At 47.5% G+C, this 24,545-nt stretch carries 20 protein-coding genes; 10 read left to right on the top strand and 10 right to left on the bottom strand.

Annotation, left to right across the window (positions count from 1 at the left end; all coding sequences use genetic code 11):
• Positions 1-570 carry a hypothetical protein gene (locus UF06_RS02280; RefSeq protein ID WP_045568996.1) on the bottom strand — a complete coding sequence of 190 codons (570 nt, stop codon included), beginning with the start codon at positions 568-570 and terminating at the stop codon, positions 1-3.
• Between the two features lie 237 nt (positions 571-807).
• Between UF06_RS02280 and lolC the strand changes: the two genes are divergently transcribed.
• The 3 genes from lolC to lolE are packed head-to-tail and all read left to right on the top strand — an operon-like array spanning position 808 to position 3,945.
• The gene (gene lolC, locus UF06_RS02275; RefSeq protein ID WP_082069532.1) at positions 808-2,013 is read left to right on the top strand and encodes a lipoprotein-releasing ABC transporter permease subunit LolC; all 1,206 of its coding nucleotides are present in this window, start codon (positions 808-810) and stop codon (positions 2,011-2,013) included.
• Entirely contained in the window at positions 2,006-2,701 is a 696-nt protein-coding gene (gene lolD / locus UF06_RS02270; RefSeq protein ID WP_045568994.1) for a lipoprotein-releasing ABC transporter ATP-binding protein LolD, read from the top strand. The genes lolC and lolD overlap by 8 nt, the downstream gene beginning before the upstream one ends.
• Positions 2,701-3,945, top strand: coding sequence for a lipoprotein-releasing ABC transporter permease subunit LolE (gene lolE, locus UF06_RS02265; protein WP_045568993.1), 1,245 nt, complete (start codon positions 2,701-2,703; stop codon positions 3,943-3,945). Before lolD ends, lolE begins: the two co-directional genes overlap by 1 nt.
• Positions 3,946-4,086: 141 nt before the next feature.
• Here the strand turns inward: lolE and UF06_RS02260 are convergent, their stop codons facing one another.
• A complete protein-coding gene (locus UF06_RS02260) occupies positions 4,087-4,596 on the bottom strand; it encodes a DUF2062 domain-containing protein (RefSeq protein WP_039445689.1) in 510 nt (169 codons plus the stop codon).
• A gap of 389 nt (positions 4,597-4,985) precedes the next feature.
• Between UF06_RS02260 and UF06_RS02255 the strand changes: the two genes are divergently transcribed.
• The 6 genes from UF06_RS02255 (at position 4,986) to UF06_RS02230 (ending at position 11,469) form a co-directional block, all read left to right on the top strand.
• Positions 4,986-6,860, top strand: a complete 1,875-nt coding sequence (locus tag UF06_RS02255; protein WP_226972338.1) for a DNA internalization-related competence protein ComEC/Rec2 — start codon at positions 4,986-4,988, stop codon at positions 6,858-6,860.
• A 31-nt stretch (positions 6,861-6,891) separates the two neighbouring features.
• Positions 6,892-8,643 carry a lipid A ABC transporter ATP-binding protein/permease MsbA gene (gene msbA, locus UF06_RS02250; RefSeq protein ID WP_045568991.1) on the top strand — a complete coding sequence of 584 codons (1,752 nt, stop codon included), beginning with the start codon at positions 6,892-6,894 and terminating at the stop codon, positions 8,641-8,643.
• Positions 8,643-9,650, top strand: coding sequence for a tetraacyldisaccharide 4'-kinase (lpxK, locus tag UF06_RS02245; protein ID WP_045568990.1), 1,008 nt, complete (start codon positions 8,643-8,645; stop codon positions 9,648-9,650). Before msbA ends, lpxK begins: the two co-directional genes overlap by 1 nt.
• Complete coding sequence (locus tag UF06_RS02240) at positions 9,631-9,810, top strand: Trm112 family protein (protein ID WP_039425205.1); 180 nt, start codon at positions 9,631-9,633, stop codon at positions 9,808-9,810. Before lpxK ends, UF06_RS02240 begins: the two co-directional genes overlap by 20 nt.
• Positions 9,810-10,568 (top strand): 3-deoxy-manno-octulosonate cytidylyltransferase, encoded by a 759-nt coding sequence (gene kdsB, locus UF06_RS02235; protein ID WP_045568989.1) that lies wholly within the window; start codon positions 9,810-9,812, stop codon positions 10,566-10,568. Before UF06_RS02240 ends, kdsB begins: the two co-directional genes overlap by 1 nt.
• A 112-nt stretch (positions 10,569-10,680) precedes the next feature.
• A complete protein-coding gene (locus tag UF06_RS02230) occupies positions 10,681-11,469 on the top strand; it encodes a GGDEF domain-containing protein (protein ID WP_045568988.1) in 789 nt (262 codons plus the stop codon).
• Between the two features lie 88 nt (positions 11,470-11,557).
• Here the strand turns inward: UF06_RS02230 and UF06_RS02225 are convergent, their stop codons facing one another.
• The 6 genes from UF06_RS02225 to pflA all read right to left on the bottom strand — a co-directional run bounded on the left by UF06_RS02225 (position 11,558) and on the right by pflA (position 18,810).
• Positions 11,558-13,072, bottom strand: a complete 1,515-nt coding sequence (locus tag UF06_RS02225; protein ID WP_045568987.1) for a SpoVR family protein — start codon at positions 13,070-13,072, stop codon at positions 11,558-11,560.
• Between the two features lie 11 nt (positions 13,073-13,083).
• Positions 13,084-14,355, bottom strand: a complete 1,272-nt coding sequence (locus UF06_RS02220; RefSeq protein ID WP_045568986.1) for a YeaH/YhbH family protein — start codon at positions 14,353-14,355, stop codon at positions 13,084-13,086.
• A 47-nt stretch (positions 14,356-14,402) separates the two neighbouring features.
• Positions 14,403-16,337 (bottom strand): PrkA family serine protein kinase, encoded by a 1,935-nt coding sequence (locus UF06_RS02215; protein WP_045568985.1) that lies wholly within the window; start codon positions 16,335-16,337, stop codon positions 14,403-14,405.
• A gap of 402 nt (positions 16,338-16,739) precedes the next feature.
• Positions 16,740-17,240, bottom strand: coding sequence for a YfbU family protein (locus UF06_RS02210; protein ID WP_045568984.1), 501 nt, complete (start codon positions 17,238-17,240; stop codon positions 16,740-16,742).
• A 123-nt stretch (positions 17,241-17,363) separates the two neighbouring features.
• Positions 17,364-18,032, bottom strand: coding sequence for an energy-coupling factor ABC transporter permease (locus tag UF06_RS02205; RefSeq protein WP_045568983.1), 669 nt, complete (start codon positions 18,030-18,032; stop codon positions 17,364-17,366).
• 37 nt (positions 18,033-18,069) lie between these two features.
• Positions 18,070-18,810: a pyruvate formate lyase 1-activating protein gene (pflA, locus tag UF06_RS02200; RefSeq protein WP_039433121.1), complete on the bottom strand. Its 741-nt coding sequence runs from the start codon at positions 18,808-18,810 to the stop codon at positions 18,070-18,072.
• 196 nt (positions 18,811-19,006) lie between these two features.
• Here pflA and UF06_RS02195 point away from each other — a divergent pair, with 196 nt between their 5' ends.
• Positions 19,007-20,887 (top strand): methyl-accepting chemotaxis protein, encoded by a 1,881-nt coding sequence (locus UF06_RS02195; protein ID WP_045568982.1) that lies wholly within the window; start codon positions 19,007-19,009, stop codon positions 20,885-20,887.
• A gap of 2 nt (positions 20,888-20,889) precedes the next feature.
• On the opposite strand, the gene UF06_RS02190 is transcribed toward UF06_RS02195, so the two are convergent.
• Together UF06_RS02190 and pflB are read right to left on the bottom strand one after the other, a co-directional pair.
• Positions 20,890-21,870, bottom strand: a complete 981-nt coding sequence (locus UF06_RS02190) for a lipid A deacylase LpxR family protein (protein WP_045568981.1) — start codon at positions 21,868-21,870, stop codon at positions 20,890-20,892.
• 138 nt (positions 21,871-22,008) lie between these two features.
• Positions 22,009-24,285, bottom strand: coding sequence for a formate C-acetyltransferase (gene pflB, locus UF06_RS02185; protein WP_045568980.1), 2,277 nt, complete (start codon positions 24,283-24,285; stop codon positions 22,009-22,011).
• Positions 24,286-24,545: the final 260 nt, after the last annotated feature.

The raw sequence follows: 24,545 nt of genomic DNA, 5'->3' as shown, positions 1-24,545 counted from the left end.
TTATTTTGAATCTCTTTCCAGGGTTCGCTGACGAAGTATTTTTTGCTGCTGATGGAGTGCCGCTTTGATCAAAAGGTCTTGATCAGAATCACGCAGCAACTGGTACTTAATGGTGATTTCGAACTGCTGTTCGTGCGCCTCACAGGCGGTCACTTGCGCGTAACAATAAATCGCCGCCGCTGGGCTCTCGAGAAACAGTTTCACCCGCGCGAGTTGCCCGATTGGTACTGTTTGCGCGCAGAGATAACTTACTTGGCTAGCGCCAAAGCGAGTAGTTTTAAAGCGCAGTTTAGGGTCATCTTGCTGGGAGAGCATGAAACTGAGCAGCAAATTGAGTTTGGAATTTTGCGCATCGAGCAAACCGATCACGCTTTTGAAATCGCTATTTTTCAGCTCATGGCGTGCATGGTCCGCCATTTGATCGAGTTGGCTAAATTCGCTGGCGACGATAAACGGGGTCGGGATTTCTGCCAAAAATGTCTCTTCCGAAGGCAAAGTTGATGACGTAGGCAGCAGCTCGACGTTAACCGTGAGGGTCGAATGGACGGTAAAAAACTCTTGATCTGTCATGCTGTTGTTCCTTATTCGTCATCTTGAATTGGCAAGATGAATCTTCAAGTGATTGATTATCGCTAACTTCGCTTAGTTATCAAGCTCTGTTCTGCATCAATTGGCCCACATCCCAGCTTCACTCATCACTAAATTGGCAAAATTACGGTGAATTCTTCGTGGCTTACTCAATTTTAGCTATATTCGTGCCATCTTTCTGGTTAGAGTAACCAGTTGGATTGATTATCGGTTTTTACAATGTTTTATCCAGTATCGCTATTTGTCGGGCTGAGGTATCTGCGCGGGCGTTCCGGTGACAGATTCAGTCGCTTCGTCTCTTATATGTCGACTGCGGGCATCACCATCGGCGTGATGGCGCTGGTCACGGTACTCTCGGTGATGAACGGTTTTGAAGCGCAGCTTAAAGAGCGCATCCTAGGGGTGTTGCCGCAAGCGGTTGTCTCTTATCAAGACGAAACGCCTTGGCAAGCCAATGCGCCCGAATTTGTCCGTCAGCTTTCACCCTCGCGCACCCCAGTACCGATTGTGCGCGGCGAAGCCGTGATTCAAAGCGCAGCGCAGCTTTCGGTGGGTTATTTGATTGGCATTGATTCAAGCTTTGACGATCCTATCGCCGAACATTTAATCGCAGGCTCCGTCGCGAACTTGCATGCTGGTGAATATCAGGTGTTCCTTGGCCATACGCTGGCAAGAAATCTCAACGTATCAATGGGCGATAAAGTGCGCCTTATGGTGACCAGCGCCAGCCAGTTCACCCCATTGGGGCGCATTCCAAGCCAGCGCAATTTTACCGTTGCAGGCATGTTTAACACAGGTTCAGATATTGATGGCCAGTTGATGGTGACGCACATCAACGATGCCGCCAAACTGCTTCGATTGAGTAAGCAAACCATTTCTGGATGGCGGCTATTTTTTGACGATCCGTTTGAAGTGACGCAAGTGGCTAAGCAAAACCTGCCTGAGGGCTGGCAGTGGAGCGACTGGCGTGAGCAGCGCGGGGAGCTGTTTCAAGCGGTGAAAATGGAAAAGAACATGATGGGCCTGATGCTTGGGCTGATTGTTGGCGTCGCGGCGTTTAACATTATTTCGGCGCTGATCATGGTGGTGATGGAAAAGCAAGCTGAAGTGGCGATTTTGAAGACTCAAGGTATGAGCCAGCGCCACATCATGACGATTTTCATGGTGCAGGGGGCGAGCAGTGGCGTGATTGGCGCGCTGGTGGGCGGTGGCGCGGGTGTCTTACTGTCGTTTAATCTCAATAGCTTACTAAATGCCGCCGGCGTGGCGCTGTTCACCTTCGGTGGCAGCCTGCCTGTCGTGATCCAGCCATGGCAAATCTTCTGGGTGATTTTATTGGCGATACTACTTAGTCTAGTGGCTACTCTCTATCCATCCTACCGCGCATCGTCTGTTAAACCTGCTGAGGCTCTTCGCTATGAATAAGTTGTTAAAGTGTCATCACGTGAGCAAAACCTATCAGGAAGGTGAACTCACTACCGAAGTACTTAAAGGCGTAAGCTTTGAGATGGATAAAAGTGAGTTAGTGGCGATTGTTGGTACCTCTGGGTCAGGTAAAAGTACCTTGCTGCACATCCTCGGCGCTTTGGATGACGCCAGCGAGGGCGAGGTAGAATTTCTTAATTACCGCTTGTGTACCCTCAGCAGTAATAAGCAAGCGAAGCTGCGTAACCAGCATCTCGGTTTTATCTATCAATTCCATCATCTATTGGCGGATTTCTCGGCACTGGAAAATGTGGCGATGCCTTTGTTAATTGCCGGCGTGCCATTGGCTCAAGCTAAGCAAGAAGCGCAGCAACTCTTGGAAAAAGTCGGCCTGAAACATCGCATGGTTCACCGCCCATCAGAACTGTCTGGCGGTGAGCGCCAACGTGTGGCGATTGCGCGCGCTCTAGTCAATAAGCCGGAACTGGTTTTGGCCGACGAGCCGACAGGCAATCTTGACCATAAGACGGCACTGCAAATTTACGATCTGATGCGTGAGTTAAATCGTGAGTCGGGCACCGCGTTTTTGGTGGTGACGCACGACAATGAGTTGGCGGCGAAAATGGATCGGCAGATGACGATGCAAGATGGACTGCTGACTAACTCAACCGAAAGTGAGATGAAGTGATGTTTTCTTCTTTGGCACTGATGATCGGCCGCCGTTTTAGTAAAGCCAAGCAGCGCAATAAAATGGTGTCGTTTATCTCTCTCTCATCCACAATTGGCATTGCCGTTGGTGTAGCGGTGATCATCATCGGTCTATCGGCAATGAATGGCTTTGAGCGTGAGTTGCAGTCACGCGTGTTGTCGGTTATTCCTCACGCAGAGCTCGAAGGCGTGCGTGGCCCGATTGCCGACTGGCGCAAAGTGATCTCACAGGTCACAGCGCACCCCAACGTTTTGGCCGCCGCGCCGTATGTGAAATTCACGGGTTTGGTCGAGCGCGGCGATCAGCTCAAAGCGATCGAAGTGCGTGCGGTAGAGCCAGACTATGAACAAGCGGTGTCCAGCATGGCGCAGTTTATCGATGCCGCCGCGTGGCAGGCATTTACGCCGGGCAAAAATCAAGTGATTTTGGGGCGCGGTGTCGCGAACGAGATCGACGCCAAGGTCGGTGACTATGTCACTCTTTTAATTCCGCAAGTGGGCAATACCAGCAAAGTACAGGCACCAAAGCGGGTTCGCGTACAGGTGGTCGGTTTTCTTACGCTCAATGGTCAAATTGATCACAATGTTGCCTTAGTACCCCTGGCCGACGGTCAGCAATACACGGCGTTAGGTGATGGAGTGACGGGCATCGCACTGCGTACTAATGACGTGCTGAATGCGCAAAGTATCGTGCGTGATGTCGGGCAGAAGATCGACATTTATGTCTATTTACGCAGTTGGAAGCAGAAATTTGGCTTTCTATACCGCGATATTCAACTGGTGCGCACCATTATGTATCTAGTGATGGTACTGGTGATTGGCGTCGCCTGTTTTAATATCGTCTCCACCTTAATGATGTCGGTCAAAGACCGCGCTGCAGAAATTGCCATTTTGCGCACCATGGGCGCCTCAGATCGCTTAGTGAGGCGTATCTTTGTTTGGCAAGGCGTTTTCTCAGGTGTGCTTGGCAGCGTGATAGGCAGTGTTCTCGGGGTGTTGGTGGCGTTAAACCTCACCACCTTAATCAAAGGGCTGGAAAGTTTGCTCGGCCATCAATTTTTATCGGGTGACATCTATTTTGTCGATTTTCTACCGACACAATTGCGCTATGAAGATGTGCTGATTGTTTCAGTTACCGCGATAGTATTGAGTATTCTTGCCACTTGGTATCCCGCACTCAGAGCCGCCAAACTCCAACCTGCTGCGGTGTTGAGTAGCAAATAATATTCTGATCCAGGATGCTAAAACGACAAAAGGACCGCTTGGTCCTTTTGTTTTTAGTGCTTTCATTACATCCGTTTTCATTCACTCAGTGCGATAAATCGAAACTTACGCCACTGCTTGCCAACACTTCAGCATCTTACGTTATCTTGCTTGACGCTTCTGCCAACTTCTCACGACAGAGTAACGCCACAAACCGCGAATACCAAAGTAGCCGACAATCGACGAAACCACGCCGCAGATGGTGCACCCGAGTAAGAATGGAGGGCCAATGGTGCTCATTTGTTCAAGGATGAAGTCCCAAGAAAGCTCGAAATGAAAAGGTTGTGGCGGAACATTCATCACGAAAGCGCCGAGTTTGTAAGCGAAGTAAAACAGCACAGGCATGGTGATCGGATTACTTACCCAAACCAGTGCCACTGAAAGCGGCAAATTGACACCAAGCAAAACCGCTAAACCCGCTGACATAATCATTTGGCTTGGCAAAGGAACAAAAGCCATAAACAGGCCAACAGCAAAAGCACCTGCCGCAGAACGGCGATTTAGGCACCACAAATTGGGGTTGTATAAAACGTTACCAAACACTTTCAATGCTTTTTGACGTTTTATCAGCTCATGGTCTGGCATGAAGCGTTTGATCAGCTTTCTTGGCATAGGACAACATGACTCTCTTAGGTAACAATTGGTTCTTGGCTTCGTTCTCAGCGACCCTTATCTCGGCGAATTATTGGCCGATCATGCCTTCCTGGCGGTGGTTATTGCTAATCGTGATTGCCATCTTATTAATTATGAGACTGAAAAGGTGGCGGAGCTCACTCGGTATTGGCTTGGCGCTTGTGGTTGCGATTTGTTCGGGAAATCTAATCCAGCGGAAAGCGGACACCCTGTTTCAGGCAGGGGGGAATATTATCATAAATGGGCAAGTTGACAGCCCCTTTAAACAAATAAGTCACGGCTATGAAGGTATTATTTATATTACGCACATTAATGGTCAACCTCTGCGATTTTTTGATCGGCCAAGAATTCGCCTGATTGCGCCAATTTTGCTCACTCAGAATGATGTCTTTGCAGGCTGGGTAAACATCAAACCCATTTATGGACTGTTGAACCAAGCTGGATTTGATAGTGAAACGTTCGCTCTCAGCCAACAAGTCTTAGCCAGAGCGACACTCGATCCACAGCATTCGTGGCGGGTTACTTCGGCCTACTCGGTAAGGCTGGCGCTGATTGAAAAAGTCTCCCTGCAATTGGCGGAGGCATCGCACTCAGCTTTGCTGATGGCACTCAGTTTTGGCGTGCGTGACCAGATCGAAGCTGAACAGTGGCAGCAGCTCAAACAGAGCGGATTGATTCATCTTCTTTCGATCTCTGGTCTACATATTGGTATGGCGTTTGGATGTGGCTATTGGCTCGGACATTGGATGCGGGCAGGGCAAAGACCGCTTCTTTTCGTGCCGACCATGCTCGGTTTGGTGTTTGCTTGGGCTTATGCTTGGTTGGCCGGCTTTACCCTACCGACTCAGCGAGCGCTGATTTTTTGTCTCTTGATGGCATCGTTTTCGCTGATGAACTGGCAGATAAGTCGTTGGAGTACCTTACTTTGGGTGCTGGCATGCTGTCTGGTGTTATCGCCTTTTTCCCCGCTATCTTCCAGTTTCTGGCTATCTTTTCTCGCCGTCGGTGCCGTTTTTCTCACCATCAACCGAGGCCATTTTCATGCATCATGGCGAAAAAGAGTAACAAACCTGCTACTCACGCAAGCCTTGTTACTACTCTTTCTCGCGCCAGTGACTGGGCACTTCTTTTCCGGTTTTAGCTTTGCAGCGCTGATATACAACTTAGTGTTTATCCCGTGGTTTACGCTGGCGGTGGTTCCTTTGGTGTTGGCTGGTTTGTTGTTTTCGGCCTTGTCTTTGTCAAGCGTCGCCACGCTCATTTGGCAACTGGCAGATTGGTCTTTACAACCGCTCAGCATGCTATTGCCTTATGCACGTCACGGCTGGTGGCCACTCACCGACGGGCAGATCGCCGTGATTACCCTTTTGGCTCTGCTGATCCTGTACGGACGCCTGTTTACGCCCAGTTTTGCGTTGACTGTATTTGGGATAAGCATTGCGATGACGATAGGTTATCGCCAGCAGGGTGAGGTCCGTATTGATCTATTGGATGTCGGCCATGGTTTGGCGGTATTGATTGAGAAAAATGATCACTTGCTGCTTTATGATACTGGCAAAGGTTGGTTTGACGGCAGTATTGCTCAGCAGGTCATTGAACCGGTGATGCTTAAACGGGGGCATCGCGGCTTGGACGGTTTAATTCTTAGCCACCTAGACAATGACCACGCTGGAGGGAAAGCGTATGTCGAGGCCATGCTATCTCCGAAATGGCGCATGAGCAGTTCGCAGCAAGAGCACTATTTACCCTGTCTTCGCGGTGAGCAGCATGAATGGCAAGGGATGAAGCTTGAAGTACTGTGGCCACCGAAACTGGTTAAACGGGCCTATAACCCTCACTCGTGCGTAATTCGGCTCAGCGATTGGGAAAATCAGTTTTCAATCTTACTCACGGGGGACATTGATGCCGTTGCCGAGTGGATCTTGGCTCGAGAGCCTGAAAAGGTGCGAAGCGATATTATGTTGGTTCCGCATCATGGCAGTTTAACCTCGTCCTCACCCGATTTTGTCGCCGCCGTAACGCCGCAGTTGGCGTTGGCTTCTCTTGCTAAAGGCAACCAGTGGGGCATGCCGAGAAAAGAGGTGTTACGCACTTATCAGCAACACGAGGTACGCTGGTTAGATACCGGAGAAGAAGGGCAGATTACCGTTTTGGTTCACCAAGGTCGTTGGTCAGTAAAAACGCTGCGTAGCAATAGTTTGCAGCCTTGGTATAGGCAGATGCTACGGAACCAAGTAGAATGACCGCTTGATTAAAGAAAAGAATCTCTTATCTATGTCGATTACAGCAGATGAATCAACTTGGCGCACTTTTAAGCGTCTGTGGACTTTTATCCGTCTTTATAAATCTGGATTAGCCGTTGCCGTCGTTGCACTGGTGATTAATGCCGTTTCTGATACCTACATGGTTTCTTTGCTCAAACCGCTTCTTGATGAAGGGTTTGGCAGTGCCGAATCAGACTTCCTTCGTACCTTGCCATTGATTATTTTCGCCATGATGTTCATTCGTGGTGTCAGCAGTTTTATCTCTGCGTATTGCTTGAGTTGGGTCTCTGGGAACGTGGTGATGCAAATCCGTCGCATGGTATTTAACCACTATATGCAAATGCCGGTCTCGTTTTTCGACCGTGAGAAATCGGGTAGTCTGCTGTCACGCATTACTTACGATTCAGAGCAAGTCTCTGCTGCAACCAGTCAGGCCTTGGTGAGCATCGTGCGCGAGGGAGCCAGCATTATTGGCTTGTTAGTACTGATGTTCTACAACAGCTGGCAGCTTTCTCTGGTGTTGATTTTAGTTGCCCCTGTTGTGGCATGGGGGATCGGCGTGGTGTCTAAGCGCTTTCGTAAGATCTCCAAAAATATGCAAACCATTATGGGCGTTGTTACCAGCGCAGCGGAACAGATGCTCAAAGGGCATAAAGTGGTGCTGAGTTATGGTGGTCAGGATGTAGAAAAGCAGCGCTTTGATAAAGTCAGCAACCAAATGCGTCAGCAGAGCATGAAGCTCGTCACGGCGCAAGCGGCCGCTAACCCGATCATTCAGATGATTGCATCGGTTGCCATTGTTGTGGTGCTTTATTTGGCGAGCGTTGACTCAATAAAAGAGCAACTGACGCCCGGGACTTTCACCGTGGTTTTCTCTGCGATGTTTGGTCTCATGCGCCCGTTAAAAGCGCTGACAAGTGTCACTTCGCAGTTCCAACGTGGTATGGCCGCGGCGCAGACGCTGTTTGCGTTGGTGGATATTGAACCGGAGAAAAACCACGGGACTCATACGGTAGAGCGTGCCGAAGGGGTAGTAGCGGTAAAAGATATCTCGTTTACTTATCAAGGCACGGAAAAACCGGCGCTGCAGCACGTCTCTTTTGATATACCGAAAGGCAAAACGGTGGCGTTGGTGGGCCGTTCTGGTTCAGGCAAAAGTACCATAGCGAATCTGTTCACCCGTTTTTACGATGTCGACGAAGGCGCAATCGAGCTGGATGGCGTTGATATTCGTGACTACGAACTGAAAAATTTACGTACTCACTTTGCTCTAGTATCACAAAATGTTCACCTGTTTAACGATACCTTGGCGAACAATATTGCCTATGCCGCGGAAGATAAGTATACCCGCGCGGATATTGAACGTGCGGCTGAATTGGCTCATGCGATGGAGTTTATCTCCAAAATGGAGCATGGGCTAGATACAGTTATCGGTGAAAATGGCGCCAGCTTGTCTGGGGGGCAGCGTCAACGGGTTGCGATCGCTCGGGCATTGCTGCGAGATGCGCCAGTACTGATCCTCGATGAAGCGACTTCTGCTTTGGATACCGAATCGGAAAGGGCAATTCAATCCGCATTAGATGAGTTACAAAAAGACAAAACCGTCTTGGTCATTGCGCACCGTCTGTCAACCATTGAACAAGCAGACCAAATCTTAGTGGTCGATGACGGAACCATTATCGAACGAGGCTCGCACGCTGAGCTGATCGCCAAAGATGGCGCTTATGCCCAGTTGCATAAGATTCAGTTTGGTGACTCCTAGTGGTCGAAAAAATTTGGTTTGAGAACCATCCGATCAAATATCTATTGTGGCCGCTGTTGTGGCCACTCTCTTTGCTGTTTGGTGTTATCAGCCGTTGTAAGAAACAGGCCTATCTGCACGGCAAAAGGGCTGCCTATAGAGCACCCGTGCCAGTCGTCGTCGTGGGCAATATTACGGCTGGCGGCAATGGTAAGACTCCAGTGGTGGTTTGGCTGGTGGAAGCGTTGCAGCAACAGGGTTTCAAACCCGGTGTTGTTTCACGCGGCTATGGCGCCAAAGCGCCAAGCTATCCCTTGCTCGTCGATGAAACGACTTTAACTGCACATTGTGGTGACGAACCCAAGCTGATTTTCCAACGCACTGGTGCTCCTGTGGCGGTTGACCCCAATCGCCCTCAGGCAGTAAAAGCGCTTCTAAGCCAAGAGGTGGATGTCATTATCACCGATGATGGCTTGCAACATTATGCCTTACAGCGTGACGTTGAAATCGTCGTGGTTGATGGGCTCCGACGCTTTGGCTCAAAGCAGTTGATTCCACTTGGCCCACTACGCGAACCCGTTTCACGCCTACTTAGTGTCGATTTTGTCATCACCAATGGTGGCAAGCCCCATCCAGGTGAAATTGGCATGACGTTGGTGCCGGGAAAAGCCATTAACTTGCTTACAGGAGAGCAGGTAGAAGTGCAATCGCTAGCCGCTCTGGTCGCTTTTGCTGGCATTGGTCATCCGCCGCGTTTTTTTGTCACGTTAGAGCAGTTAGGCGCTAAATTGGTGGCTATCCAAGAGTTTGCTGATCACCAAGATTTTGAGCAGAAAGCGTTGGATAAACTGGTTATTCAGGGTGAAAACGTCATAATGACAGAAAAAGATGCGGTCAAGTGCCGCCAATTTGCCCAGAAGAATTGGTGGTATTTACCGGTATCGGCGCAGTTTGATTTGCACAAAGAACAACAGATTTTACAAAGAATAACAGAGGTTATAAGAAAGTATGGATCACCGTCTGCTTGAGATTGTTGCGTGCCCAGTATGCAAAGGAAAATTAACATTCGATAAAGATAATCAGGAGTTGATCTGTAAGCTCGATCGTCTCGCCTACCCAATTAAAGAGGGCATTCCTGTATTACTTGAGCCAGAGGCTCGCAGTATGGCCATGGACGAGGGGCGCTAATGTCATTCACGGTTGTTATTCCTGCTCGTTACCAGTCTAGTCGTCTGCCGGGCAAGCCACTGGCGGATATTGCCGGTAAACCAATGGTTCAGTGGGTTTACGAACAAGCGATCCAAGCAGGTGCGCAAGATGTGATTATTGCGACCGACGATGAGCGTGTTGCTGATGCCGTTGTTGCTTTCGGTGGTAAAGTTTGCATGACGTCACCGAATCATGAATCGGGTACAGAGCGTCTTGCGGAAGTGGTGAAAAGCATGGGGATTGCCGATGATCACATTATTGTGAATGTGCAGGGTGACGAGCCGCTGATTCCACCAGCGATCATTCGTCAAGTGGCGGATAATTTAGCCGCGAGCACTGCGCCTATGGCGACTCTTGGCGTGGCGATAACCAACGAAGAGGAAGTGTTCAATCCCAATGCGGTGAAGGTCGTAACAGACAAAGAAGGCTATGCGCTTTATTTTAGTCGCGCAACCATTCCTTGGGATCGCGATGCGTATGCGCGCGGTGAAAAACTGTCGCCTCAAGCATTGATGCGTCACATTGGCATCTACGCTTACCGCGCAGGTTTTATCAATACCTACGTTAACTGGCAACCAAGTTCATTGGAAAAGATCGAGTGCCTTGAGCAACTTCGCGTGCTCTGGTACGGCGAAAAAATTCATGTTGCACTGGCAAAAGAAGCGCCACCTGCGGGCGTGGATACCCCCGCGGATCTTGAACTTGTAAGGCATATTGTTAGCCAAGCAAACAAGTAAAATCAAAAAAGCCTAATGTGCATTACGTTAGGCTTTTTGTTATGGTCGTCGCTCTTTTGGCTATGCTAAGTGGAAAGGAAACAGGAAGTGTCGCAACAAGTAGAGCATTTGCATGCACCCACTTAGAATCAAACGCCCATCTCGTCATGCTTCGGTCATCGCCCTTAGCATGTTTGCTTTACTCAATGTGACCAGCTTTGTGTCAGCTCTCGGCGTCGAAGATCAAATTGACGTATTCACCGAATCGGCTTATTTCTGCATCTTACTTTACATCCGTATTGCACTTTCACCATCGATTTGTGATTACAAACTGATCGTTTGGGGCGTCAATCTGGTTCTCGCTGTCGCGATGTACGATACCTTGACTGAAATCCGAATTCTGGCTGACTGGAGTCACGATTATGCGTTGCTAGACAACGTAATCGAGCAAGGTGGTATGTTCATCGCGGTTTCCTTGATCGCACTGGGAATTGCCAGGGCCATGCGTGCCAAAGATTATGAGATAGTACGAGATGAACTGACTGGGCTTTACAATCGACGCTATTTAGATAGTTTTAGCGATGAAGATCTCTCCTTGATTTATATCGATCTTAATGGCTTAAAAGAGATTAACGATACTCAAGGCCATGCTAAAGGTGATGAACTGATCGTCCGTTTTGCCAATAAATTGTCGCATGTGGTTGAAGAAGATGAATTTGCTTTTCGGGTGGGAGGCGACGAATTTATTCTTTTGCTCGACCCGCAAAGAGTTGACCAAGTGATGAATCATCTCCAGGCACTGGCTTTCGCAGCAAAAATCGCCTTCTCTTTTGGTATTTCGTACGTAAATGAAGGCAACATTAGTCAGCGAGTTCGTTTAGCCGATGAGCGCATGTATCAAATGAAACGTAACCTTGATTGACAGACACGAGTGACGCTGGGGGAAAATAACACCCGCCCCAACATAGCGGGTGTTAAGTAGATTACTGATCGCACAGTGTCCCTTGTGCCTATTCTTTGGCGGGACACGTGGCCAGAACTTCGCGATGCCCGGACTCTTTTACTTCTTCCAAAATGACTTCAAATCCCCAAATTCGGTATAAGTGTTTTAGCACTTCTTCATAGCTTTTATCCAGCGGGATCCGATTGTGCGGCACATATTGCAGTGTCAGCGAACGGTCACCACGCACATCGACATTGAAGACCTGAATGTTGGGCTCTAGGTTCGACAGATTATACTGTGCGGCCAAGGCTTCTCTGATTTTTCGATATCCGCTATCGTCATGAATCGCATTCACCTCAATAAAGTTTTTACGGTCGTCATCTTGAATAGCAAACAGTTTAAAATCGCGGATGATTTTAGGCGACAAGTATTGGCTGATAAAACTCTCGTCTTTAAAGTTATGCATTGCAAAATGAACGGCGTCTAGCCAGTTGCTGCCAGCGAGTTCCGGGAACCACTCACGGTCTTCATCGGTGGGTTCTTCACAGATACGTTTGATGTCTCTGAACATGGCAAACCCGAGTGCATACGGATTGATACCACTGAAATATGGGCTGTTATAGGAGGGTTGAGCGACCACACTGGTATGACTGTGCAAAAATTCCAGAATGAATTTATCGGACACTAGCCCCTCGTCGTAAAGATGATTCAAAATCGTGTAGTGCCAGAAAGTTGCCCAGCCTTCGTTCATCACTTGAGTCTGTTTTTGCGGATAAAAGTATTGGCTGATTTTTCTCACGATACGCACGATTTCACGCTGCCACGGCTCAAGCAATGGCGCATGCTTTTCAATAAAGTAGAGGATGTTTTCCTGCGGCTCACTGGGGAATCGAATCTGATTGCGCTCTTCTTTGGCTTTTGCTTTCGGCACAGTGCGCCACAGTTCATTGACCTGTGATTGCAAGTACGCTTCACGTTCTTCTTGGCGGGCTTTCTCTTCGTTGATCGAAATCTTCTCTGGCCGTTTGTAACGATCAACGCCAAAATTCATCAGGGCATGGCAGGAATCGAGCAGTTTTTCCACTTCGGTTTCACCATACTTGATTTCGCACTCAGCAATGTAATTTTTGGCAAAGAGTAAGTAGTCAATGATAGAACTGGCGTCGGTCCAGGTTTGAAATAGATAATTGCCCTTAAAGAAGGAGTTATGCCCATAACAAGCGTGCGCCATGACCAAGGCCTGCATGGTGACGGTGTTCTCTTCCATCAAGTAGGCGATGCAAGGGTTGGAGTTGATCACAATCTCATAGGCTAAGCCCATTTGTCCGTGTTTGTAATTTTGCTCAGTTTGAATAAACTTTTTACCAAACGACCAGTGGTTGTAGTTTATCGGCATACCGATGCTTGAATAAGCATCCATCATTTGCTCTGAGGTGATCACCTCGATCTGGTTAGGGTAAGTGTCCAGACGATAGTGCTCTGCAACCCGCTTTATCTCTTGATGGTATTGATCCAGCAGTTCGAAAGTCCAGTCAGGGCCATCTGGTAAGGTTTTACGCTTTTGCTTAGTTTTGGTTGTCATGCGCAGTCCTCCTATGCAGTCTCTTTCTGGAACAGCTCTCTAAATACCGGGAAGATATCTTCTACTGAGCGGATATTCTTCATCGCAAAGTTGTTGAAGCTTTCTTCTAATTTTTCATATTCGTGCCAAAGAGTTTGGTGAGAACGACGTGTAATCTCAATATAAGCGTAGTACTGGCAGTTAGGCAGTAACTTGTTGGTTAACAGTTCACGACAGCGTGGAGAGTCGTCCGCCCAGTTATCGCCGTCTGAAGCTTGTGCCGCGTAAACGTTCCATTCCCCAACGGGATAGCGTTGCTTAACAATGTCATCCATCAACTTGAGAGCACTGGAAACAATGGTCCCTCCAGTCTCCTGAGAGTAGAAAAACTCATGCTCATCCACCTCTTTGGCCTGTGTGTGGTGACGAATAAAGACCACTTCAACATTCTCATAAGTGCGAGTTAAGAACAGATAAAGCAGTACATAAAAGCGCTTTGCGATGTCCTTAGTCGCTTGATCCATTGAGCCTGAAACGTCCATCAGACAGAACATGACGGCCTGGCTCGAGGGCACGGGTTTTTTCTCATAATTCTTAAAACGCAGATCAAAGGTGTCAATAAAAGGGACCGCATCGATGCGCTTTCGCAACTCTTCAATTTCTTGTTTAATGCGCATCTCTTCCAGTTTTTGCGCCGGTTCCCTATTTTGGATGCGTTCTAGTTCCTCTTCCAATTCTTGCATTAGGCGCTTTTTGCCAGCGGTCATCGCGGTGCGACGAGCTAAAGACTGTTGCAGAGAACGAACAACAGAGATGTTGGATGGAATGCCAGCAGTTTGAAAACCTGCTCGGTGCTTTTTCCATTCGGTGATTTTATTGACTTGGTTTTTCTTCAGGTTGGGCAGCGCCAGATCTTCAAACAGAATGTCGAGATACTCGTCTTTTGAGATCTGAAAGACGAAATCATCTTGCCCCTCACCGTCCGCGCTTGCGTCGCCTTCACCAGAACCGCCACCGCCTTGCCCACCTTTGGGGCGTTCGATCTTATCGCCAGTGATAAACTGGTCGTTTCCCGGGTGTACACGCTCGCGTAATCCGCCTTTCCCCTGATGAAAAATAGGTTCCTTGATATCTTTGTGCGGAATGGCAACATCTTCACCGGTCTCGGTATTGGTGATCGAGCGGCGATTTACTGCATCCGCAACAGACTCTTTGATTTGCTCTTTGTAGCGTCTCAAGAAGCGCTGTCTGTTGACAGCGCTCTTATTCTTGCCATTGAGCCTCCGGTCGATAAATTGCGCCATGAAATTCCCCTCTTCATGTTCCACAAGACCTAACTCATTTCTCAAGGTTAGGACGATTTACGTACACGCAGGTACCACTCGGAAAGCAGGCGTACTTGTTTCTCGGTGTAGCCTTTTTCCATCATACGAGCTACGAAGTCATCGTGTTTCTTCTGATCGTCAGAAGAGGTTTTCGCGTTGAAAGAGATAACCGGAAGCAGATCTTCTGTGTTGGAGAACATTTTCTTCTCGATGACGGTGCGCAGTTTTTCGTAGCTGGTCCAAACCGGATTTTGCCCATTGTTATTTGCTCGGGCACGCAGCACAAAGTTCACAATCTCATTGCGGAAATCTTTCGGATTGGAAATGCCCGCGGTTTTCTCGATTTTTTCCAACTCGCCATTCAGAGCAGAGCGGTCGAATAACTGGCCAGTTTCCGGATCACGGTACTCTTGATCTTGAATCCAGAAATCGGCGTAGGTGACGTAACGATCAAAGATATTCTGGCCATATTCAGAGTAAGACTCGAGGTAGGCAGTTTGAATTTCTTTGCCAATGAACTCCACGTAGCGCGGTACGAGGTAGCCTTTGAGAAACTCTAGGTAGCGATCAGCCGTATCTTGTGGGAACTGCTCCCGTTCGACTTGCTGCTCAATCACATAGAAGAGATGAACAGGGTTTGCCGCCACTTCGGTATGGTCAAAGTTAAACACACGCGAGAGGATCTTAAAGGCGAAACGGGTTGAAAGGCCTTTCATCCCTTCGTCGACACCAGCGTAGTCACGATATTCTTGATAACTCTTCGCTTTTGGATCGGTATCTTTTAAGGTTTCACCGTCATAGACGCGCATTTTTGAGTAAATCGACGAGTTTTCTGGCTCTTTCAGACGAGAAAGAATACTGAATTGGGCCAGTAAATCGAGCGTGCTTGGTGAACAAGGTGCTTTGGAAAGTTCTGAGTGCTCAAGGAGTTTCTGGTAGATTTTGACTTCTTCTGAAACACGCAAACAGTAAGGGACTTTGACGATATAAACCCGATCGAGGAATGCTTCGTTGTTTTTGTTGTTTCTAAAGGTTTGCCATTCCGATTCGTTTGAGTGGGCGAGAATCATGCCATCAAATGGAATCGCTGACAGCCCTTCAGTGCCGTTAAAGTTCCCTTCTTGGGTCGCGGTCAAAAGTGGATGCAGCACTTTGATAGGTGCTTTAAACATCTCGACGAACTCCATCAAACCCTGGTTCGCTTTACACAACGCACCTGAGTAGCTGTAAGCATCCGGATCGTCTTGCGAATAATGTTCAAGACGACGAATATCGACTTTACCAACCAAAGAGGAAATGTCTTGGTTGTTCTCATCGCCCGGTTCGGTTTTGGCAATGCCAATTTGGTCGAGAATGGAAGGACGCACTTTCAGCACTTTAAATTTGCTGATATCCCCCCCGAATTCGTGCAAGCGTTTTGCCGCCCAAGGCGACATGATGGAGCGTAAGTAGCGTTTTTCAATGCCATACTCCTGCTGTAGGATATCGCCGTCTTCATTGACATCAAACAAACAGAAAGGATGGTCGTTGACCGGGCTACGTTGCCCGTTTGCGCTCAAGACGTAAATGGGCATTTGCTGCATCAAGGCCTTGAGTTTTTCCGCCAGTGAAGATTTACCACCGCCGACCGGACCGAGCAAATAGAGGATCTGTTTGCGTTCTTCTAACCCTTGCGCAGCGTGTTTTAGGTAAGAGACGATCTGCTCGATCGCGTCTTCCATGCCATAAAAATCTTTAAACGTTTTGTAGCGTGAGATGACACGGTTAGAAAATAGTCTGCTGAGGCGAGGATGATGTGAAGTGTCGATCAGCTCTGGCTCTCCAATCGCCATAAGAAGTCGTTCTGCTGCATTTGCATAGGCACTTTTGTCATCTTTGCACAGCGCAAGGAAGTCTTGTATCGACATCTCTTCGTCTTTTGCTGCTTCATAGCGAGCTTGATAGTGGTCAAAAATACTCATGTCACATTCCCCTTCTTATTCAGTCTGCTGACGAACGTTGGCAAATATCGTCCCTTCTCAAGGATAAGCCTAGACCGCGATTTGCAATTTTGCTTAACAATTATGTGTTTATTTAAAAAAATACTTGTTGAGATGCGGGGTTGATCGCCTCTTTCCATGGCGCTCAAATAGATTGAATTCAGGAATAATATGCCTTTCTCTATGTGGCATTTGTGGTGAAAATGAGTTTAATATGAAGAGCAATTTAATATGAAGAGCAATTTAGTATGAAGAGCAAAAAGCGACGTTTTAAGCCAACTAGAATAGAGAGGAAATGTTTCTTGATGGTAAAGGCAAAGGAAAGTGGCTAAAGAAACAAGGCCGGCCTATTCGCCAGCCTTGGAGGAAACGGTTTGAGTTCGCTTATGCACTGAAGATTTGGCGCAGCTCCGTGGCAGACAGATGGTACTGGCGAGGACATTTTTTCCAGCTCGCCAGCATTCGGCGGTATTTTTCCAACATCGGCATTTGACTGTTGAAATGGTGGTCTGCTTTATCAAATTGAGGATACAAGCCTTCGGAGTCGACTAAGAAACGCACGTAGTGGACCAATTGAGCTTCTGAAGCGATGTCGAAACCTAGGAACTGTAGTCGACGCTGATCCACCTCTGCACGTTCGCTATCAGAGAGCATTTTGTTGGATTCCTGCATGGCGTGATACATCTCCATAATGTCGATCACTTCTTTGCAGTGTGATTCCGAAATACAGCCAAAATCTTTGTTTAACTCGCGCATTTGTAGCTCATAACCGCGTTCAATAATGGTTTTTAAACGTTGGTATTTTGCCGCATTGGTTGGGTCGAGCTGTGACATGAGTTTGTACTGATTTGATAGGATCAAACGCTGTGTGTTTGACATTTCCATGGTGACCTCACTGAAGATAATTTTATTGTGTTGTTGCAGTTAGGTTAGCGGAACATCACACGATGAAACATGATCTCAATACAGATTTAATTCGAAAAGTACAAATTATGTTTGTCGATTTGTTCAGTGTTTGTGGTAATGGTTGAAAATGTAATCATGGTCGGAGAAGACCCTTAACCACTCAGGCTTGAACACACAAAGTACGGCAAGTGACATGCCATTTAGCAAGGCTTCTGGAAAGGCGAGCAGAGGGACCAAAATGAAATAGTTGTCCCAAATGGTTTGCCAATCATAATGACCAGACCAAAGGTGGTAGAGCGCGTTAACCATCAAATGCAAGCTGCCAGTGATAGCCGCATTGAGAAAACCAGCGATAAAAATAAAGACAAAGATATTGCGTGGCAGGTAGTGGTAACTTAGGCAAAAAATCAGATAAGAAATGGTGATAGGAAACAGCACTGACAGCGTTAGGTATTCGGGAATGGCTGAAAGTGGCATGTCACTGGTTAAGGCTAGCCCGAAGGTGACAGGTAGACAAATCAGAAAAGCCATTCGCCAACCGAACATCATGGTCAGAGTGGTGAGAGCGAGAAAATGAACCTGCAGCCCATCTTTGATCCCAGCTTGTGTGCGCCAGAGCAAAAACAGGATAAAAATAACGGCAAAAGTGAGATGTTGAAAACTCTTTTCATTGAGCAGCTTAGGCAAAACAACGCGCTTGAAATCTGCCCAGCAGAAACGCCAGCCAATCAAAATCGTTAGGCCTGAGCAGAAAAGAGTGAATACATCCATGTACTAAAATCCGTGAGAAAGGAATGTCTGTGCGGCGTTAGTATTTAACGTTGCTGTGGTATTGAGACAAAATGGCCACCATCGCATCCATCGTCTCTTTCGGCGGTGGATTGACCCCTTCCAGAGGATAATCTTGTCCCATCGCTTCCCATTTGTGCGCGCCGAGTTTGTGGTAGGGCAATAGCTCTACTTTCTCAATATTGTCCATGTCTTTGATAAAGGCACCAAGCATGTGTGCGGCTTCAGGATCATCGGTATACCCGGGTACGATAACGTAACGGATCCAAGTCTTTTGGCCGATTTTGTGCAGGTAGCGGGCGAAATCCAGCGTGCGTTTGTTCGATACGCCGATGAAATCGTGGTGAATTTCATCTTTCATGTGTTTAATGTCCAACATCACCAAATCGGTGGCGTCCAGCACCTCATCAATAACTTCCGTATGTTTGCGCACATAACCGTTGGTATCTAAGCAAGTGTGAATACCTTCCGCTTTAGCCGCACGGAAAAAGTCGCGCACAAACTCAGGTTGCAACATGGCTTCGCCACCTGAACAAGTAATGCCACCGCCAGAAGCGTTCATAAAATGTCGGTAGGATTTTGCCTCGCGGATGATCTCTTCCACAGAGACTTCTTTACCAATGTGAGTGTCCCATGTGTCACGGTTGTGGCAATACTTACAGCGCATTAAACAACCTTGCATAAAGACAATAAAGCGAATACCAGGGCCGTCTACGGTACCGCAGGATTCAAATGAGTGAATACGACCAGTTGTTGACATGAGTTGCTCTCAATTCTTACCAAATTCTGGCTGTCATTTTATTACAAAAACTAGGGTTAAAACAGTCTTAGTCGGGAAGTGCGCATGGCAGCAAATTTGCTTCATGAAGATGACAGTTTGCGGAATTGTTATTATGTTATAAAAGTAACCGCTTTTGGGTGTAAAAATAAACAACTATGCTGTAGGGATGTAAACCATGAATACGCTTGCGCTTTCTCAAAAACACAAGATTCTGTCGTTTTTGAGTGTACTTATTTTGGGATTTGTTGCTCTTGCTTTTTACACGTCCAAACAACTTGGCTCAATGACGGAACAGTATGCGAAAAGCAGTCTAGTTTCCGAGGGGGCCAGACAAATCGCCAAAACTCAGGTTGAACTGCTTTTGTTGTCGGGGAAACTGCGTCAAATGAGCTTAAGTCAGGTGGCTGAAATCCGCGCGGATGTACAGGCGCTGAATAAAAATGTTCAAGGTGCGAGCGATACGCTCAGTCAATTTGCACTGAATTCACAAGCCGGCTCGATGAAAACGGCGATTCAAGAGTTTGAGCAATCGCTGACCCCTTGGTTGGAACTACGCTCTGAAGTTGGTTTTTCCGTCGATGAAGGCAAACTTGGGCGAATGAAAGAGTTAGCTAAAATCATTGAAGCAAAAATCGCGGAAACGGGGATGGTGACCATCAACTCGGATTTTCAAGAGATGATTAAGACTCAGCAGAATTACTTGTTGCAAGCAAATGAACAAAACTTAAAGCTGTTTAACCGCTCTATGGCTATGTTTGTCAATGTTTCTAACAGCTACGGTATGTTGGACTTGTATGAGAAAGAGATAAACGAGTTCAAAACCACTTTTGCAAGAGTCAGTGAACTGTTGCAGCAACTAAGCTCGATTGAGCAGCAACTTGCGTCCACTCAGCAGGCCTCTTTACAGCAGATCCAACAAGCGTCTGAAACGTTAAGTGGCATGGCATCCGAGTATCAAAAGAGAGCCGCTAACTATTCTGACAGCACCAAATGGTCGGTGTTGATTGCGTCCGGCGCATTGGCTCTGTTGACCGTCCTTATTTTTGTTAACTTAAGTGCATCTTTGACAAAAGCACTCGATAGAATTAGCCAGATGATCCAAGCGATTGCGCAAGGCGATTTGTCTCGACGTTTGGAAACTAGCCAAAACAGCCAAGATGAATTTAACCTGCTCTCTCAGGCGGTGAACAAAAGCTGTGAGAATTTGGGTGAACTGGTTTCTGGCGTACAGCAGAGCAGTTTATCTCTTGCCAATTACGCGGGCGAACTGAGAACTGGTTTGGATAATCTTGTTCGCCATCAAGCGGACATCATGGGACAAACGCAGTTGATCGCCTCTGCTACCGAGGAAGTCAGCGTTACAACTAGCGAAGTTTCCAGCTCGCTCGAATTTGTTTCTGAGATCAGTAAAGCCTCAAACCAAGCGGCGGAAGAAGGCGGAAAAGTGATTGCAGAAGCGATCGGTTCTCTTGAGCAGGTGGCAGACATTCTGCACTCTGCCTCTGGACACATTACCCAGCTTGAAGAAGCTTCGGCGAAAATAGATTCTGTGATGGATATCATCAATGGCATTGCAGAGCAAACGAATCTGTTGGCGCTCAATGCCGCGATTGAAGCTGCTCGCGCTGGTGAGCAAGGGAGAGGTTTTGCGGTGGTGGCTGATGAGGTACGAAGCCTTGCGGTAAGAACCGTTGATGCCGTCAGCGAAATTTCGGGCACGATTGAGACGATGAAAAACGAAAGTGCTGAGGTTATTCAGTACATCAGCAACTCAGGCAAAACCATAGAGAAAGGGCAGCAGAAAGGACACGAAGCGATCAACGCGCTCAAACACATCACCGACAAAGCCGATGAGGCCAGCCAGCAAACCGAAGTGATCTTTAGTTCGATGAAAGAGCTGGCGACGACCAGTCAATCCATGGCCGATAGCATGACCCAAATCTCCCATGCGATGCGAGAGCTGGAGACCAATAACCAAGAGTTGCGGGAAGTGAGTAAACTGGTTGACAGCCACTCCCGCACACTTAGTAACGAATGCCAGAATTTTAAAATTTGAGCTTAGAAAAAGGCGTACATAGAAAGTGCGCCATTTCCATAGATGGTGTGAGGCGACTCCATGTAGTCTGGTGTTTTCACTGCCAATGTGAAGCTAAAACCCAAGGTGCGATTGTACATGGCGATCCCCGCAACCGCAGTGCTTTGCCAGGGTTGTAGTGTGACATCGAACGCTTCACTTGGCTCCGGAATGCCTGAACGCTCACCCTCAATACTCAGATCATTGAAACGGTATCGACCAGTAATACCAGAGAAGAGAAACCAGCCAGACGAGGTGTTGCCCATCATGCCGGCGTTAAATGGCCGCTCCACACTGATGTCGGCCGCTCCCATAGACTGGCTGAGCTCCGAGCCATAACGGAACATTATCCCCGCAGAGAGATCACTGCGAAAGTTGCTGGCGTTCACCTCAACTAGATTAGAGATTTCCCACTCTTTGCTGTCCTGAAGTGGTTCACGCAGTAAGTTATCGAAACGTTTATAACCAACCCCGACAGTAAACTGATTATCGACTTGATACTCCCATCCTTTGGGTTCAGTCGAGCCGGTAATGCTATGCACTAGGCGCTGCGCTTTTTCCGATAAAGCGTGCTCGCCTGTGGTTCCAAGCGTTAGGTTATAGCGAACAGATTGCTGCGGATTCAGACTGAGGTAATTGATTTCGGTATGAAAAAAACCAGCGTAGGGGCGATCATTGGCGATCGGCTCTGTGGCACCAATGTCTGATGGCGTCCACATTTTGTGGCCGATTAACCACTCAAATTTATCAATTGAACTAGCATACTTCTCCGACATACTCATCCAAGCATACTGACTCTCGCGGCTTAACGCTGGTGTGGTATAGGAGAGAAAGAGGCCATTGGTATAGTCTTGATCGACGCCGAAAATGCCATCGTTGTCGAGACTAAACGAGAAAGTGGAGTTGACGGAAGCGAGAGCCGTTGGAGAGAGTAGTCCAAGCGCAAGGTAAGTAAGTAATTTCATAATGTCACAACAGTTTTTCGCCTCATAATACTGCAATATCCAGCTATCTCCCAGAGTTAGCTTGCCTGTTGGTAGAATTCGTAACCAAAAACAAAAAGCCGGCGCATAGTGCGCCGGCTTGGATGTCACATTGAAATCTTATAGAGATTCAGTGAAAGTACGAGCGATAACGTCTTGCTGCTGTTCCGCAGTCAGAGAGTTAAAGCGAACTGCGTATCCAGATACACGGATAGTTAGCTGAGGGTACTTCTCTGGGTGCTTCACTGCATCAAGCAGAGTGTCACGGTTTAGAACGTTAACGTTCAGGTGTTGACCACCCTCGATGCCTGCTTCGTGATGGAAGTAACCATCCATCAGACCAGCCAGGTTAGCACGCTGTGAGTTCTCATCTTTACCCAGTGCATTTGGCACGATAGAGAAGGTATAAGAAATACCATCTTTCGCGTGAGCAAATGGCAGTTTACCGACTGAAGTCAGAGATGCGACCGCACCTTTTTCGTCACGACCGTGCATTGGGTTTGCACCTGGTGCAAATGGAGCACCTGCACGACGACCGTCTGGCGTGTTACCTGTCTTCTTACCGTATACCACGTTTGATGTGATAGTTAGGATAGACTGAGTAGGAACAGCATCACGGTAAGTCTTAAGCTTACGGATCTTGTTCATGAACACTTCAACAAGTTCACAAGCGATGTCATCAACGCGAGCATCGTTGTTACCAAATTTAGGGTAATCACCTTCGATTTCGAAGTCGATTGCTACGCCATCTTCGTCACGGATTGGTTTCACTTTCGCGTACTTGATTGCAGAAAGTGAGTCAGCTGCGATAGAGAGACCTGCGATACCACATGCCATTGTACGGTATACGTCACGGTCGTGTAGTGCCATTAGTGCAGACTCGTAGCTGTACTTGTCGTGCATGAAGTGGATTGCGTTTAGTGCAGCAACGTACTGCTTAGCTAGCCAATCCATGAAGTGGTCTAGGCTGCTCCACACTTCGTCGAAGTCTAGTACTTCTGAAGTGATCTTAGGCATTACTGGGCCAACTTGCATTTTCAGCTTCTCATCAACACCACCGTTGATTGCGTAAAGCATCGTTTTCGCTAGGTTAGCACGAGCACCAAAGAACTGCATTTGTTTACCAACAACCATTGGAGATACACAACATGCGATGGCGTAGTCGTCAGACTTCATGTCTGGACGCATTAAGTCGTCGTTTTCGTACTGGATTGAAGAAGTATCGATAGATACCTTCGCACAGAACTTCTTGAAGCCTTCAGGTAGCTGCTCAGACCAAAGAACCGTGATGTTTGGCTCTGGAGAAGGACCCATAGTGTATAGAGAGTTGAGGAAACGGAAGTTTGAACGCGTTACTAGCGTACGACCGTCAAGACCCATACCACCCATAGATTCTGTTGCCCAGATTGGGTCACCAGAGAATAGATCATCGTACTCAGGAGTACGTAGGAAACGAACCATACGCAGCTTCATAACGAAGTGGTCGATCATTTCTTGTGCTTCATCTTCAGTGATCTTGCCTGCTTTCATGTCGCGCTCAATGTACACGTCTAAGAAAGTAGAAGTACGACCTAGAGACATCGCCGCGCCGTTTTGAGACTTAACTGCCGCTAGGTAGCCAAAGTAAGTCCACTGGATCGCTTCTTGCGCGGTTTCTGCTGGGCGAGAAATATCGTAACCGTATTTCGCTGCCATTTTTTTCATTTGGCCTAGAGCACGGTGTTGCTCAGCGATCTCTTCACGAAGCTGCATGGTCATTTGCAGATCTTCGCCATTTTCGAATTTTCCTTGCAGAGAAGTAAACTGAGCCAGTTTGTCCTTCATTAGGAAGTCGATACCGTATAGGGCAACACGACGGTAGTCACCGATGATACGACCACGGCCGTAAGCATCTGGAAGACCAGTCAGAACACCAGACTTACGACAAGCTAGGATATCTGGAGTGTAGATATCGAACACGCCAGCGTTGTGCGTTTTGCGGTATTCTGTGTAGATTTTAGAGATTTGAGGATCGAGTTCACGGCCGTAAACTTTACAAGAACCTTCAACCATGCGGATACCACCGTTAGGGATGATCGCACGTTTCAGAGGAGCGTCAGTTTGTAGACCAACGATCTTTTCAATATCTTTGTTGATGTAGCCTGCATCGTGAGCAGTGATGGTAGAGATAAGAGAAGTGTCGAAGTCAACAGGAGCGTGTGTTGAGTTTTCCTGTCTGATGCCTTCCATTACCTTGTCCCAAAGCGCTTTAGTCGCTTCAGTACCTTCAGAAACTAGGAAAGATTCGTCGCCTTCGTACGGAGTGTAGTTCTTCTGAATGAAATCACGAACGTTTACTTCGTTTTGCCACTCACCTGCCGCAAAACCTTCCCAAGCTTTAGCAAATTGCTCTGCCATGACATACCTACCTTTTTAGTAGAAAAAACACGTACTGCTGTGACTGTTGAGCCAGCCATCCTCTTGTAGAAGAGGCCCAGTACACTCTTATTAATAACAATATCTATCGGTTTTTGAGTTCGCTAGAAAACGATAGATATTGTCACTGTTTTTGTTGGGTATCTTGATGACTTGGCTTTAGGTTAAGCTAAAAAATTTTTGCAAACCTTAAACTAAATCAATAAATACTCAAAAAACTCAATAAAATTTGGGTGGTGACC

It is taken from the genome of Vibrio sp. S234-5 (genome assembly GCF_000960595.1).
Classification (GTDB): domain Bacteria; phylum Pseudomonadota; class Gammaproteobacteria; order Enterobacterales; family Vibrionaceae; genus Vibrio.
The sequence above is the reverse complement of the archived record's forward strand: the minus strand, read 5'-3'. Positions and strand labels throughout refer to the sequence as shown.